The sequence below is a fragment of the Pseudoalteromonas sp. J2K-J031 genome (assembly GCF_058197095.2).
In genome coordinates this window covers 659,892-674,237 of the sequence record NZ_CM200279.1, presented here as the reverse complement: position 1 = coordinate 674,237, position 14,346 = coordinate 659,892, and the positions used below count along the sequence as shown (strand labels likewise).

Here is a 14,346-nt window from a genome sequence, read left to right as displayed (position 1 = left end):
CACCATGACCTTAACCACTCCTGCTTTGCTTTTCCCTGCAATATCTCTACTTTTGCTTGCATATACAAACCGCTTTTTAGTGTTAGCTCAACTCATAAGGCAATTAAACTCCAGAGAAGGTGACACCATCCGCCCTGTCGTTAAAGCTCAAATATCTAATTTACGTAAACGCATTAAACTTATTCGTACTATGCAATTTTATGGTGTGATGTCATTTTTATTGTGTACAGCAGCTATGTTTGCTGTTTTCCTGGAGTTTCCTTTATTAGGAGCTATTTTTTTTGGCCTAAGCTTGCTTTGCTTGATTGGCTCATTACTATTTTCCCTTTATGAAATTCATATCTCGTGTGACGCGATTGAATTAGAACTCACCTCTATTGCTGAAAAGCCACTAAGTAAAAACAGTTAATTTGATGTTTTTAAAAATTACTACCTATACTCAAACAACGACTTGAATATAGGTAATGGTTTGTGTCCGACTTTTTGTTTGCTGATGACAGTTTAAATAATGATGAGCAGGTAACCCATGTTGAAAGTGGTTGGGATATCTTGGTCGTGGATGATGAAGAAGATATACATCAAGTTACTAAACTCGTTCTTACTGGATTTCAGTTTGAAGGAAAACCGCTGCGTTTTCATCATGCCTATTCCGCAGCGCAAGCTCGTGAGCTTTTACAAGACATTGATCAAATAGCTGTTGGACTTATAGATGTTGTAATGGAAACAAACCATGCTGGTTTGGATCTTATAAAATATATACGTGAGGAAGCTGAAAATCATGATGTTCGGTTAATTTTAAGAACAGGTCAACCAGGTGAAGCCCCAGAAGAATCTATTATCCGCGATTTTGATATCAACGATTACAAGAACAAAACTGAGCTTACGGCAATAAAACTGAAAACCCTTCTTTATTCTGCATTGCGTGCTTATCGTGACATTCGCACGATAGAAAAACATAAATTAGGATTAGAAAAAATAATTAATGCCTCCGCTAACTTTTTAGAGTGTGACACGGTCGATCAATTTGCTTCAACAATCTTAGGGCATGTTTCGAATGTCATGGGGCTTGATGATAACGAAATTTATTGTGCTGCCGCGGTGAATTCTCAAGATAAGAAAGGTACTGATTTTATGTTACTTGCAGCATCAGTTAATAGTAACGCCCCTGAAAAAAAGTCTTTACCAATAGAAATCAGTAATCTTTTTATTGATGTACACAACAAAAAAGAATCTTGTAAGAATGAAAACCAGTTTGTTGGTTATTTTCCTACAAAAGGCGGCTTAGAGACAATGTTGTATGTCAGTAAGTCATCCAAATTACACCCTTCAGACCATCAATTACTTGAGTTTTTCTCCAATAATATTGCACTGGCTTATGACAATTTAAGACTACGTGAAGTTGTTAGAGAATCTCAAAAAGAACTTTCGTACATTTTAGGTGAGGCCGTAGAGAAAAGAAGTAAAGAAACAGGAAGCCATGTCAAACGAGTGGCTAATTATAGCTTTATGCTTGCACTAAAGTCCGGTTTAACGCCCTATCAAGCTGAGATAATTAAGTTAGCATCTCCGCTACATGACATAGGAAAGATAGGGATCCCTGACATTATATTAAATAAACCAGGTAAACATACACCTGACGAATGGCAAATAATGCAATCTCATGCACAAATTGGTTATGACATTTTGAGAAATTCAAGCAATGAGATATTGCGTCAAGGTGCCATTATTGCACATCAACATCATGAAAAGTGGGATGGGTCAGGCTACCCTTCAGCTCTTCAAGGGGAGGCTATTGATATTTCAGGCCGAATTACCGCAATTGCAGATGTATTTGATGCTCTAGGGAGTGATCGTTGCTATAAAAAGGCATGGCCTCTTGATGATATTATTAACTTACTAAAAGATGAAAAAGCCAAACAATTTGACCCTAAGTTGGTAGACCTATTTCTCGATGATTTAGATGCATTTCTAGCAATTAGAGATGCCTATCCAGATTAAACTCCCATAACTTTTCGTAAAGTCTATTTTGCTTAGTAATTCGAGTTGTTGTTTTGCAATAAGATCAAAGCGCTTATCTGCTGAACAAGTAAATAAATGTAAAAAGTAAATTTTTTAATACTTGTCTGTTAGTTATTTATCTCAATTGTTATATAACTCATAACAATTGAGTATTAAACCACTACTAAATGATTACTTATTATTCAGATAAAAGCTTGCTTTAGTACCTAATTTTTTAATATTATCCTTTCAGCGCCGTTGATTAGATTTTTGGCATCACAACCCATTGATTTATCGATGAACGAATCACCAAAATGAATTTGGTATAAAAGTCAGTATTAGCTCAGTTCACTTGAAAGAGAAGGATCATAAAGTGAGATTGGAACAATTCGAGCAATTTTTGGCACTCGGTAAACTTCGCCATTTCCGCCAAGCAGCAGAACAATGTAACTTAAGTACATCTGCACTCACCCGCAGCATTCAAACTTTAGAGCTAGAACTCGGCTGCGAGTTAGTCGCTCGTTCGACACGCTCTGTTAATCTAACAGATGCTGGAGAGCAATTTCTTATTTACTGCCAAGAGACGCTAGCGCAACTTAAAGATATTAAAGCAAAGCTGGCAAAACATAAAAACACTACAATTGATAAAATTGTGATTGGTTATACCATGGACGCTACCACAATAGTGCCTTTAGCATGCGGTAAGTTTATGCAGCAGCATCCTGAGATCTCTATTGAAATGCATCTATACACGCAAAGTCAGCTGAATGAAAAGTTAAAAAGTAATGAACTAGACATTGCAATTGGCAGTAGCCTGAACCACTTACCTGAAAATCAAATTGTGCAGTTGCCAGATCAACTTGTCCTTTTTGTTAGCAAAAAACATCCTCTCGCTTTTGCTACCGAAATTGACCGCACCGCTTTAAGCCCTTATCCGATGCTATCGTGTTTATCATCAAGCACCCAAGTACAAAAGATGTTACAAGATGCAGCTATCGCACTGCATAAAGTATCAACAATTAAAGTTGGGAATATTGCACAAATAACCCAAACTGTGAAAGACGATAAACATGTAGCAATTGCAGGTATTGAGCACACAAGTACAATTAATAACAATCCTGAGCTAGCAATCATAAAACCAACTCAAGAGTCTCAAAAATTAGCATTGTCATTAACCACAAGCAGAGACTTTAATCTTCAGCATCAAGCACTACAACTGCTGAGCTATATTGCTGATGAAGTAAAAATCCAAACAGGCGCTCAACTTGAAAGTATAGAAAACGAATCATTTTAAACACGTTCACATTTACAAAGTGGGGATGACAACGCTGTTTTATCCCCACAACTTCACTCGCCAAACAAGCTAGCTTAACGGTATAATACGTGCCTTATAAAAGGGCGATATACATGTATAACACTAACTTTACGCTAACCACTGATTTGGTTTTAGACCATATTCATCAACATGGTTATGGCGTTATAAACAATGCCATTAGCCAAGCGCTTATAGAACAACTTCTCCAAGATTGCCTAAGCCAGCAAGATCAATTTCAGTTAGCTGGTATTGGCCGTCAATCTGATAAGCAATTAAACCCAACAATACGCTCAGATAAAACCAAGTGGTTTGAACTTTCAAATCCAGTGCAGCAGCAGTATCTAACTTTAATGGAACAATTACGCATTGCGATTAATCGTAATTTCTTTTTAGGCTTATTTGACTACGAATGCCATTACGCACAATACGATCAAGGTGATTTCTACAAGAAGCATTTTGATGCGTTTAAAGGACGATCCAATCGTGTTTTTACCACGGTGCTTTACCTTAATACGCCTGAAGAAGGTGGTGAACTTGTGATTTATAAGCCAAAAAGCAACGATATTTTAGCAACTATCGCCCCAAAAGCAGGGACTTTAGTTGTATTTGAAAGTGAAACGTTTGCACACGAAGTTTTACCTGCAATCTCAATTCGATATTCAATTGCAGGTTGGTTTAGGAAAAACAACTCTCTCAATGGCGTAATTGATCCAGCAAGCTAAAGTGCGTTACTAAAGCTTAAGCTCAGTGCAATAACAATGAAGATGATAAAACCAACATAGTTGTTATTTAAAAACGCATTAAAACAACGCTCTCTTAACCTTTCTTTAATTAACCATTGTTGATATATAAAAAATCCACTGACACTCATCACTAATAAAATAATGATTAAAGCAGGTAGTTGCTTTAACCACAGTAAATACGAAAGCAGCACCAAAGTAAGACCCTGTAGCAATCCGATGATGAGTTTATCAGCACGCCCAAATAAAATAGCCGTCGATTTAACACCTATTTTTATATCATCATCTCGGTCAACCATGCCATACATGGTATCGTATGCGACCGTCCAACATAGATTAGCACTATAAAGCAGCCACGCTTCAAGCGGCACTGATTGCCCTACAGCCATATATGCCATTGGGATAGACCAACTAAACGCAGCACCTAATACCACTTGCGGCAAATGCGTATAACGCTTCATAAACGGGTAACAAAACGCTAAAAATAAAGCAACGAAAGACAATAAAATGGTTTCATAATTTAAAGTTAGCACCAATATAAAAGCTAAAGCTATTAACAAAATAAATAGCTCTATCGCCTCTTTGGCACTCACTAGGCCAGCAGCAAGGGGCCTACCTTTAGTACGCTTAACCTGACCATCAACTTTTCGGTCAGCAAAATCATTAATGACACATCCTGCTGAGCGCATAATAAAAACTCCAGCGCTAAAAACAATAAAATAATGCCAATTAGGAAAACCATCTGATACCAACCAAAGTGCCCAATAGGTTGGCCAAAGCAAAAGTAAAGTCCCTATCGGTTTATCCATGCGCATTAATTTTAAGTAATGCCCGAAATGATTAAAACGTAACGAAACTAAGCGCATCAATAAAGTACCGATTTAGGTAAAAAAACTTCGCAAACCATAATTTTATATTCTGCAAGAGAAAAAACACTGCGCCGACCAAAACACGCTGCTGCAGGCAAATTAAATGTATTAGCCAATTGCGCAATTGCATGAGTTGCAGAGTATTGAGTTATTTCGATAGTATTGCGAATAAGGTCAGCATGTTGAAATAGGTACTCCCCCAAAGGCTTATTACCTAATGCAGCCAAAGATAAATCATTTTTTAATAACTGAGTAGGGATCCAACTTTGAGCATACACTTGTGCTTGACCATCACCAATTAACAACACCTCCCTAATCAACACCTCTTGCACTTCTAAACCACATGATTGCGCCTGTTGTTGAGTCAAAAGCTGTCGTTTCTCACTCAATACTTCAACACTAAATTGCTCAGTCGCCTCTTTTAATTTAGCAGTTAAAGAACCGGTGCCAAATAACCATTGTTGCTGAGATTCGGTTAAAGGCCAATTTGCTTGGTGCAACCAATGGCTTTCTAAACTTAATGGATATTCGAACACAAATAACTTACCTCAAGACTAAGAAAGCAATCATAGCATTTCAATAGTTTGGGAAAAAGTACAATGGATTAAGATTGTAAAGCGAGTATTTCAGCCCATAAGTATCGCCCCATATAAAGGTAGCTATATATTGACGGAAAAGCTGGACTATAATTTGCTAAACCAGATATCATTGTCGAGCTAAACTACTAAACTATGTTGTTATTTACTAATTTAAGAGACAAAAACATGCGATCATTAGCCGTTTTATTGTGCGCTATCGGTATTCAGTTCACTAGCTTAAACAGCTATGCAGCATCAAATCTTGGTTATTATGGCTTTGAGCCTGATGTAATCACTAATTACATTGGTACATCAAGCAAAAAAATGGGCTATGTCCGAGTTACCGTTGAGCTTATGCTACAAGATATGTCTAATTTAGCCGTAGTAGAACATCACGACCCATTATTACGCGATGCTATTGTTGAAATTCTAAGCAAAGAACCTGAAGATAAAATTAAATCACTCACAGGTCGTGAAGAAATCCGTAAAAAGTGCGTAGAAGCCGTTAAAAAACTATTAAAAGAAGAAACTGGTAACGAAATAATTCGCGATATTTTGTTTACTAAATACCTTTACCACTAATTTAGCTGTCATCTTCACCCTTCATTAAAGCTCGCATCTAACTTTAGATACGAGCTTTATCGTTTTTAGGGCTTAATTATTTTTTAGCTTTCAGAGCCAACACCCAACCGGCAAGACAGCCCGCTAACAAACCAAATAAATGCGCCCAATTAGCCATGCTGATAAATAATACGTCAGCAAAACCCAATACCAGCCAAACCAGCATAAAACCAACTATAGGCTGAGCGACAGCTAATTGTGTGTTTTTAGCGTAATAGCTGTAAATCCAGCAAAAGCCTAGCAACCCATAAACCACTCCCGATAGGCCGCCAAAATTATCCCCTACCAATAAAAACTGGGCCCAATTACTAATGAGTGCGGTCAATAAAAAGAGGAATACAAGATGTCGGCTACTTAAAGCTCGTTCTATCTTGCTCCCTAAGCTCATCCACCACATCAAATTAAAAATCAAATGGATGGCCGAAAAATGAATAATCGCAGGGGTTAACCACTGCAAAGGATTGGCAGGGTTAAATTTTAAAACACTAAATAAACTATTAAAGCCACCAAATAGAAAAGCCAAATATAAGCCAACCGAAACAAGGCTAACTGAGCGATTTAACCAACTGAGCGCATTAAAACGTGCTTTAAGATTGAATGAGGCTCCTTGATACGCCAAACCCGAGTCAGTTGTACCTACGTCCCATGATGCTGACCAATACTTATCTGCGCTTGGGTCTTGCTCAAACTCATGCCAAAGCAAATCAGCTTTAGCATGATGCGCTTCATCAACCCATATTTCGACCTGCTGTGCAGACGTTGGCATTAACTTAGCAGTAATATGCTGCGTTTTAAGATAATCAAAAAAAGCCTGTGCCGCACGCGGGTTGGTTAACTCAGCCAATAAGATCATGAGCGTTCAATATTATCTACACACAATTTAGCCCACTCTACAAATCCGCCATCTAAGCTATACACATCTTCAAAACCTTGCTCATTTAAATAATTAGCCGCTCCTTGTGAGCTAATACCATGATAACAAACCACTATAATTGGCTGATCAAACTCTTGTTCAATCATAAATTGGCCAATATTTGCATTGGATAAATTAACTGCTTGAGGGATATGCCCTTGAGCATAAGTGTTTGCATCTCGAATATCAGCAATAACGGTTGCTGGGTTTGCCAATAACTCTTTTGCTTGAGCCACGGATAAATGTTTAAAAGCCATAATTACCTCTTAATGGAATTTTATGCGAAAAAAAGGGGCGGATGCCCCTTAATACTAACGTGTTTAAAAAAGGATTAACACCAGTCTAAAATCACTTTGCCCGATTGGCCAGATAACATAGTATCGAAGCCTTCTTGGAATTGATCAATTGGGAATTGATGCGTAATAATCGGAGATAAATCAAGGCCAGATTGTATTAAGCTTGCCATTTTATACCAGGTTTCAAACATTTCACGACCATAAATACCTTTGATCACCAACCCTTTAAAAATCACCTGATTCCAGTCAACTGCCATGTCTGATGGCGGAATACCCAGCATCGCAATTTTTCCACCGTGGTTCATACTGCTCAGCATGCTTTTAAATGCAGAAGGCACACCTGACATTTCAAGACCAACATCAAAGCCTTCTGTCATACCAAGCTCTTTCATGACATCTTCAATCTTTTCATTAGCAATATTGACCGCACGAGTCGCACCCATTTTACGCGCAAGATCTAAGCGATATTCATTCACATCCGTAACAACAACATAACGCGCCCCCACATGCTTCGCTACCGCTGCCGCCATAATGCCAATTGGGCCTGCGCCCGTAATAAGCACATCTTCACCCACTAAATCAAATGATAAAGCTGTATGTACCGCATTACCAAACGGATCAAAAATTGACGCTAATTCATCTGAAATATTGTCAGGGATCTTAAATGCATTGTAAGCAGGGATCACTAAATACTCAGCAAATGAACCTTCACGATTCACACCCACGCCTGTGGTATTACGGCATAAATGCACACGACCAGCACGGCAATTACGGCAATAACCGCAGGTAATATGCCCTTCACCAGAAACACGATCACCGACTTTAAAGCCCCGTACTTCTTGACCCATATCAACCACTTCACCCACATATTCGTGGCCCACAACCATAGGAACTGGGATCGTCTTTTGCGCCCACTCATCCCATTTGTAAATGTGTACATCAGTACCACAAATTGCTGTTTTACGGATTTTAATTAATAAATCATTGTGACCGACTTCTGGTTTGGCCGCTTCGGTCATCCAAATGCCTGGTTCTGCTTTTAATTTCGATAGCGCTTTCATAGTGTTTCTCTTTCAAAAACAGCCTCAAATAAGAGGCTGTTTAGTCAATTTGGGATCTAACGTTAAATGCTGATATTTAACTATAGATTAAATAATCTGCATTTCTTTACCAATGCGGGTAAATGCATCGATAGCAATGTCTAACTGCTCAGTTGTATGAGCAGCTGATATTTGGGTACGAATACGAGCTTGGCCTTTTGGAACAACAGGAAATGAGAAGCCCGTTACGTAAATACCTTCTGCCAATAACTTATCAGCCATGGCTGATGCCACTTTAGCGTCACCTAACATCACAGGAATAATCGCGTGATCTTTACCTGCACACGTAAAACCAGCCGCTTCCATTTTCTCACGGAAATAAGTCACATTGCTCCAGAGGGTATTTCTCAGCGCTTCACCTTGCGCCAGCATATCTAGTACTTTGAGTGACGCGGTCACAATTGATGGAGCCAGTGAGTTTGAAAACAAATATGGTCGCGAGCGTTGGCGTAACCACTCAACAATTTCAGCGCGACCTGATGTATAACCACCTGATGCGCCACCTAGCGCCTTACCCAAAGTACCGGTAATAATATCAACTCGGTCCATCACTTGGCAGTACTCTGGCGTACCACGGCCATTTTCGCCAACAAAACCAACAGCATGAGAGTCATCAACCATAACAAGTGCATTGTATTTATCGGCTAAATCACACACAGCGGCTAAATTACAAATCACACCGTCCATTGAAAATACACCGTCGGTGGCAATCAATTTAGTTTTCACACCAGCTGCATCAGCGGCAATAAGTTGTTGCTCAAGGTCTGCCATGTCATTGTTGGCATAACGAAAGCGTTTTGCTTTACATAAACGCACACCATCAATAATTGATGCATGATTTAACGAATCTGAAATAATTGCATCGTCAGCACCTAAAATCGTTTCAAATAAGCCCGCATTAGCATCAAAGCATGACGAATATAAAATCGTATCCTCAGTTTTTAAGAATTCACTGATTTTTGCCTCAAGCTGTTTATGAATATCTTGAGTGCCACAAATAAAACGTACTGATGCAACACCAAAACCATGTTGATCTAAACCATTTTTAGCAGCTGCAATTAACTCTGGATGATTAGCTAAGCCTAAGTAGTTGTTAGCACAAAAGTTAATAACTTTTTGGCCTGATAAAACTTGAATTTCGGCTTGTTGTTGTGACGTAATAATACGTTCACTTTTGTACAAGCCCTCTGCTTTGACTTCATTGATTTGCTGCTGTAGCTGCTCATAAAACGCAGATGCTCTCATCTGTTTTCTCCAAAGTTTTGAACGAGTTGATAGTTAGGCTTGGTGTAACCTAAAAAACTGAACCGCATTGTAAAAGTTTCAACTTATAAATGCACTGAATTACTACATAAATACCGCAAAGCAGTCGGGCATTTTAGCTTATTTTATCGACACCTTGCGCTAAGGATGACCAAATTTCGATATCTGGTTGCTCACTTGCTTGGTCATCGGATGAGTAATGCGATTGGATTAAAATGCATCGCGCCACCCCAGCTTGCTGCCCAGCTTCGATATCAGACCATTTATCGCCAATCATAATGCTTTGTGTGACATCAATTTGATGTTCACGCACCGCCTGAATAAGCATGCCTGGGGCCGGTTTTCGACAGTCGCACTCGGTTTGATATATACCTTGTGCATTTTTTGGATGGTGCGGGCAAAAATAAACCCCAGCCAAAGGTGCACCTTCTTGCTCAAAACGCAATGTCATCCACTGCGTTAAAGTAGCAAAATCAGCCTCTGAGTAATATCCACGGCCAATCCCCGACTGATTTGTCACCACCACTAATTTGTAACCTAACGCTACAAAATGCCGGCACGCCTCAAATACGCCTGGTACAAATTCAAACTCATTAATTTTATACACATAAGCATGATCAACGTTAATCACGCCATCACGGTCTAAAAATATTGCTTTATTCATAATCAACTTAACTCATTGGCAACCACGGTATCAAACATGGCAATCACCGCATCGGTCGTTATTTGTGCCATTAAATCAGCCCCTTTACAGCGTTTACCCCAAGGTAATTGCGACGCAGGGCGGCCAAACTGAGTCTGTATATTTTGGTGGTACACTTCGACAACATAGTCTTGATATAAATATGGCCCGGTGCGCTTAGGATTTGAATGCGCATATAAACCAATCACGGGTGTGCCGACAGTCACCGCCATGTGTGCAGGGCCAGTATCGGGTGCCAACACTAAATCAGCACATTTTAATACGCACAATAACTGCTTTAAGCTGGTTTTACCGACCAAATTTAAAATATCACTTTGGCTATGGGCAATAATCTCGGCGCTTAATTGGCGCTCCATCTCAGTGGGCCCCCCACTGAGCACCACTTTAAACCCTTTACTTGCAGCATAATCAGCCAAAACGGCATAACGCTCAGCCAGCCAATTGCGCTCTTTTTTACTTGCAGCAGGTGCGATAACAAACACCTTTTCAAAACCGGCAAGTTGCTGCTGCGCCCAGATCAAATCACTTGCTTGATAAGGCATTTGCCAACTCGGTTGTGTATCTGTAACCCCCAGTTGGGCGGCAAAGCCATAAAAACCTTCTAATACATGAGGCTCAGACTGCGCTGCAATGCGTTTATTAACAAATAAGCTGTGCCCTTCTTTAGCTCGGTGCCAATCAAAGCCGTATTTTACTTTGGCAGGAATACACGCTGCCGCTAAATTTGCCCGCAACGCCACTTGCATATGAAGCAATACATCAAATTGTTTGCCTTTAAAACGTTGTTTTAATTGCTGATAGGCTAATTTACCCTGCTTTTTATCAAAAATAACAAACTCGACACCCGGTAAATCAGCTAATAACATGGCTTCAACTTTACCAATCACCCACGTTATTTTAGCGGTTGGATGCTGTTTTTGAATAGCCTGCACAGCAGCAACCGCATGGCATACATCACCAATAGCCGACAATCGCAAAATACAAATTTCTTTCATGTTTAAGTGTGAATTCACAACAATCCTTAAGACAGAACAAAGCGCAGGGCTGATCTTAAATTAAATCACGCCACAAACCAAATGTTCACATTAAGGCAAGTTATTGTAAACTAGGTGCAGACTTAACCTGCGGTACTCTTGTTTTATGATCCAATCCACTCAAAGTGGCAACAGCACGCTACTAACTTGGCAACATAGCCCCACCGAACTCACTCCTGCTTGGTTTGAACCGTTATTTTGGCAACAGCAAAACAAAATTTATGCACAAAAAACAGGGCGGGCCACCACTTGGTTTTTTAAAAATGATGAACTAAAAGCGGTGCTGCGCCACTATTGGCGAGGTGGGTTGGTTGGAAAAATACTACAAGATCAATACTTAAACTTAGGCCTTAAACGTTCACGAGTTTACCGAGAGTTCTCTCTTTTATGTCAGCTACACCAACAAGGGTTGAATGTACCCACTCCGGTGGCAGCTCGTTTTAGCAGCGCAGGTTTAATTTATCGCGCTGATATTATCACCCAAGCGATTGCAGGGGCCGATAGCCTACTTGATCGTTTACAGCAAAAAGCATTAAGCCAAGATGAAATCATCAAAATTGCGCAGTGTATTGCAGGCTTTCATAATGCCGGTGTATTCCACGCCGATTTAAACATCAATAACATTTTATTTGATGATAAAGGCGATGTTTTCTTAATCGATTTTGATCGCGGTGAATTAAAACCACCCGCGTTGAACTGGCAAAAAGCTAATATCAGCCGATTATCGCGCTCATTTAACAAACAAGCAAAACAGCTAAGCTGTTTTTATTGGACAGAGCAAGATTGGGCGTTGTTTATCAGTCACTACCAAAAAACCATAAAAAAAGCCTGATAACTCAGGCTTTGTTATAAATAGCTAAATGACCAGTCGCTAGTCTTGTGTTTTAATTTTTTTTATCACATTAGAGGTTGAACAGCCGTTTAAGAATTCTAATACCGCTACTTTTCCACCTTGCGCTAAGACAAAATCAGCACCTGCAATTTGCTCAACAGTGTAATCACCACCTTTCACTAAAATGTCAGGATTAACTTGTTCAATCAAGGCTGCAGGCGTGTCGTTGTGCGCTGCGTCACCAAACGGAATAACCCAATCAACCGATTTTAACGCACTTAAGACCATCGCACGTTCATCGAGTGGGTTTATTGGTCGATCTGCACCTTTTAAGCGCGCTATTGACTCATCGTTGTTCAATCCAACAACCAAGCGATCGCCCATTGCTTTAGCCTGAGCCAAATAACGCACATGGCCAGCATGCAAAATATCGAAGCAACCATTGGTAAATACTATGGTTTCGCCATTACGTTTTGCAAATTCAATATGTTGCAATACATCTTCAAATGGTGCTTGATAGTGCTCACCTGTTTGCAATAAATACTGGCTCAACTTACGCCCAAGCTCTTCAGGTGTAACCGTTGCAGCACCTAATTTAGCAACCACTAAACCTGCGGCTAAATTGGCAATCTCAACCGCATCTTTAGGTGTCATTCCTGCGGCAAGCATCACAGTTAAGGTTGCAATTACGGTATCACCCGCACCTGTCACATCTGATACTTCAAGCACTTGCGCCGGAAAATCAAACTTATCTTGTAAGGTAATAAGCGACATGCCCTGCTCTGAACGTGTGAGTAATATTGCACCTAAACCACAATGCTGAATAATACTGCGAGCAGACGCCAAAATGATTTCTTCAGAACCTACCTCACCACCAGCGGCTTTAAACTCACTTAAATTAGGCGTGATAAAATCTGCGCCAGCATAACGAGATAAATCTTTTGATTTTGGGTCAACCAATACGGTTTTACCCGCTTGTTTGGCCAAAGCAATCATGGGTTCAATCAGTGTTAAAGAGCCTTTGTTATAATCAGAAAATAACACAAAATCGTAATCATCAATTATTTGCGCTAAACGAGTAAGTAATAGCTGGCTTTGCTCTTGCGTGAAATTTTCTTCTAAATCAAGACGCACAACTTGTTGATGACGGCTGATCACCCGCATTTTTGCGATAGTAGGATGAGACTCTTGTACCACTAACTCAGATGCAATTTTCTCTTTAGCCAATAAACGCTGTAACGTATCACCACATTCATCTTTACCAATAATACCCAGTAGACTCACTTTACCATCAAGATGTGCAATATTTTTAGCAACGTTGGCAGCACCACCCGCTTTATCTTCAAGTTGATTTACTTTTACAACTGGCACAGGCGCCTCAGGTGAAATACGACCTGAATCACCATGCCAGTAGCGGTCGAGCATCACATCACCCACCACCAGCACTTTGGCATGAGATAAATTTTTTAATAATGCCAAATCCATTAAAGCGACTCCGTCCAAGTTAAATCAAGGGCTTCACATAACCAATGACCCAAAAACATATGTGCTTCTTGAATACGAGCCGTTTCATCATTAGCAATAATAATGGCAAGTTTGGCGATGTCTTTTACTAAACCGCCATCACGACCGGTTAACGCCACGGTATAAGCACCGATTTCATTTGCCGCAGCAAGTGCTAAGTTAATATTTTTACTAGTGCCAGAGGTAGTTAAACCGATGACTAAATCTTGTGGTTTACATAGCGCCTGTACTTGACGTTCAAACACAGTATCAAAGGTATAATCGTTTGAGTGAGCCGTTAATATTGAGGTATCAGTGGTTAAAGCAATTGAAGCCAGTGGCCCACGTTCTTTTTTATAACGCACTACAAATTCAGCCGCTAAATGCTGAGCGTCGGCGGCACTCCCCCCATTTCCAAACCACACCACTTTACCACCTTGTTTAAGGGTTGTAAGGCACTGTTCGAGCAGCGCTAACGCTTGATTTTGATGATTTTCTAAAGTATCAAAAGCCGCACGATGGCGTGCCAAACTTGCAAGATAACTTTGGGCTGTTGTTGTCGAATTCATTATTAATCCTTC

The 14,346-nt window shown here is 39.9% G+C and carries 16 protein-coding genes; 6 read left to right on the top strand and 10 right to left on the bottom strand.

The window, feature by feature from the left end:
- Window positions 1–4: 4 nt before the first annotated feature.
- The 4 genes from AC3KZC_RS03080 to AC3KZC_RS03065 all read left to right on the top strand — a co-directional run bounded on the left by AC3KZC_RS03080 (window position 5) and on the right by AC3KZC_RS03065 (window position 4,035).
- On the top strand, window positions 5–409 hold the full coding sequence (locus tag AC3KZC_RS03080) for a DUF2721 domain-containing protein (RefSeq protein ID WP_490578085.1): 405 nt from the start codon (window positions 5–7) through the stop codon (window positions 407–409).
- A 62-nt stretch (window positions 410–471) separates the two neighbouring features.
- Window positions 472–1,998 (top strand): DUF3369 domain-containing protein, encoded by a 1,527-nt coding sequence (locus tag AC3KZC_RS03075; RefSeq protein ID WP_490578086.1) that lies wholly within the window; start codon window positions 472–474, stop codon window positions 1,996–1,998.
- 373 nt (window positions 1,999–2,371) lie between these two features.
- Window positions 2,372–3,292, top strand: a complete 921-nt coding sequence (locus tag AC3KZC_RS03070; RefSeq protein WP_490578087.1) for a LysR family transcriptional regulator — start codon at window positions 2,372–2,374, stop codon at window positions 3,290–3,292.
- 113 nt (window positions 3,293–3,405) lie between these two features.
- On the top strand, window positions 3,406–4,035 hold the full coding sequence (locus AC3KZC_RS03065; protein ID WP_490578088.1) for a 2OG-Fe(II) oxygenase: 630 nt from the start codon (window positions 3,406–3,408) through the stop codon (window positions 4,033–4,035).
- Here the strand turns inward: AC3KZC_RS03065 and ubiA are convergent.
- Window positions 4,032–4,919 (bottom strand): 4-hydroxybenzoate octaprenyltransferase, encoded by an 888-nt coding sequence (gene ubiA, locus AC3KZC_RS03060; protein ID WP_490578089.1) that lies wholly within the window; start codon window positions 4,917–4,919, stop codon window positions 4,032–4,034. The genes AC3KZC_RS03065 and ubiA overlap by 4 nt on opposite strands.
- Entirely contained in the window at window positions 4,919–5,458 is a 540-nt protein-coding gene (locus tag AC3KZC_RS03055; RefSeq protein WP_490578090.1) for a chorismate--pyruvate lyase family protein, read from the bottom strand. Before AC3KZC_RS03055 ends, ubiA begins: the two co-directional genes overlap by 1 nt.
- A gap of 228 nt (window positions 5,459–5,686) precedes the next feature.
- On the opposite strand from AC3KZC_RS03055, the gene AC3KZC_RS03050 reads away from it, so the two are divergent.
- Window positions 5,687–6,082 (top strand): flagellar basal body-associated protein FliL, encoded by a 396-nt coding sequence (locus tag AC3KZC_RS03050; protein WP_490578091.1) that lies wholly within the window; start codon window positions 5,687–5,689, stop codon window positions 6,080–6,082.
- A gap of 76 nt (window positions 6,083–6,158) precedes the next feature.
- Here AC3KZC_RS03050 and glpG read toward each other — a convergent pair whose 3' ends face one another.
- From glpG to AC3KZC_RS03020, 6 genes are all read right to left on the bottom strand, one after another.
- Complete coding sequence (glpG, locus tag AC3KZC_RS03045; RefSeq protein ID WP_490578092.1) at window positions 6,159–6,974, bottom strand: rhomboid family intramembrane serine protease GlpG; 816 nt, start codon at window positions 6,972–6,974, stop codon at window positions 6,159–6,161.
- Window positions 6,971–7,291 (bottom strand): thiosulfate sulfurtransferase GlpE, encoded by a 321-nt coding sequence (glpE, locus tag AC3KZC_RS03040; protein WP_490578093.1) that lies wholly within the window; start codon window positions 7,289–7,291, stop codon window positions 6,971–6,973. Before glpE ends, glpG begins: the two co-directional genes overlap by 4 nt.
- A 74-nt stretch (window positions 7,292–7,365) precedes the next feature.
- Window positions 7,366–8,391, bottom strand: a complete 1,026-nt coding sequence (gene tdh / locus AC3KZC_RS03035) for an L-threonine 3-dehydrogenase (RefSeq protein WP_490578094.1) — start codon at window positions 8,389–8,391, stop codon at window positions 7,366–7,368.
- 87 nt (window positions 8,392–8,478) lie between these two features.
- Window positions 8,479–9,675, bottom strand: a complete 1,197-nt coding sequence (locus AC3KZC_RS03030) for a glycine C-acetyltransferase (protein ID WP_490578095.1) — start codon at window positions 9,673–9,675, stop codon at window positions 8,479–8,481.
- Window positions 9,676–9,808: 133 nt separating this feature from the next.
- Window positions 9,809–10,357, bottom strand: coding sequence for a D-glycero-beta-D-manno-heptose 1,7-bisphosphate 7-phosphatase (gene gmhB, locus AC3KZC_RS03025; protein WP_490578096.1), 549 nt, complete (start codon window positions 10,355–10,357; stop codon window positions 9,809–9,811).
- A 2-nt stretch (window positions 10,358–10,359) separates the two neighbouring features.
- On the bottom strand, window positions 10,360–11,391 hold the full coding sequence (locus AC3KZC_RS03020) for a glycosyltransferase family 9 protein (protein WP_490578201.1): 1,032 nt from the start codon (window positions 11,389–11,391) through the stop codon (window positions 10,360–10,362).
- A gap of 145 nt (window positions 11,392–11,536) precedes the next feature.
- On the opposite strand from AC3KZC_RS03020, the gene AC3KZC_RS03015 reads away from it, so the two are divergent.
- A complete protein-coding gene (locus tag AC3KZC_RS03015; protein ID WP_490578097.1) occupies window positions 11,537–12,262 on the top strand; it encodes a 3-deoxy-D-manno-octulosonic acid kinase in 726 nt (241 codons plus the stop codon).
- Window positions 12,263–12,301: 39 nt separating this feature from the next.
- Here the strand turns inward: AC3KZC_RS03015 and hldE are convergent, their stop codons facing one another.
- Both hldE and AC3KZC_RS03005 read right to left on the bottom strand, forming a co-directional pair.
- A complete protein-coding gene (hldE, locus tag AC3KZC_RS03010; protein WP_490578098.1) occupies window positions 12,302–13,747 on the bottom strand; it encodes a bifunctional D-glycero-beta-D-manno-heptose-7-phosphate kinase/D-glycero-beta-D-manno-heptose 1-phosphate adenylyltransferase HldE in 1,446 nt (481 codons plus the stop codon).
- Window positions 13,747–14,334, bottom strand: coding sequence for an SIS domain-containing protein (locus AC3KZC_RS03005; RefSeq protein WP_490578099.1), 588 nt, complete (start codon window positions 14,332–14,334; stop codon window positions 13,747–13,749). Before AC3KZC_RS03005 ends, hldE begins: the two co-directional genes overlap by 1 nt.
- Between the last annotated feature and the right edge of the window lie 12 nt (window positions 14,335–14,346).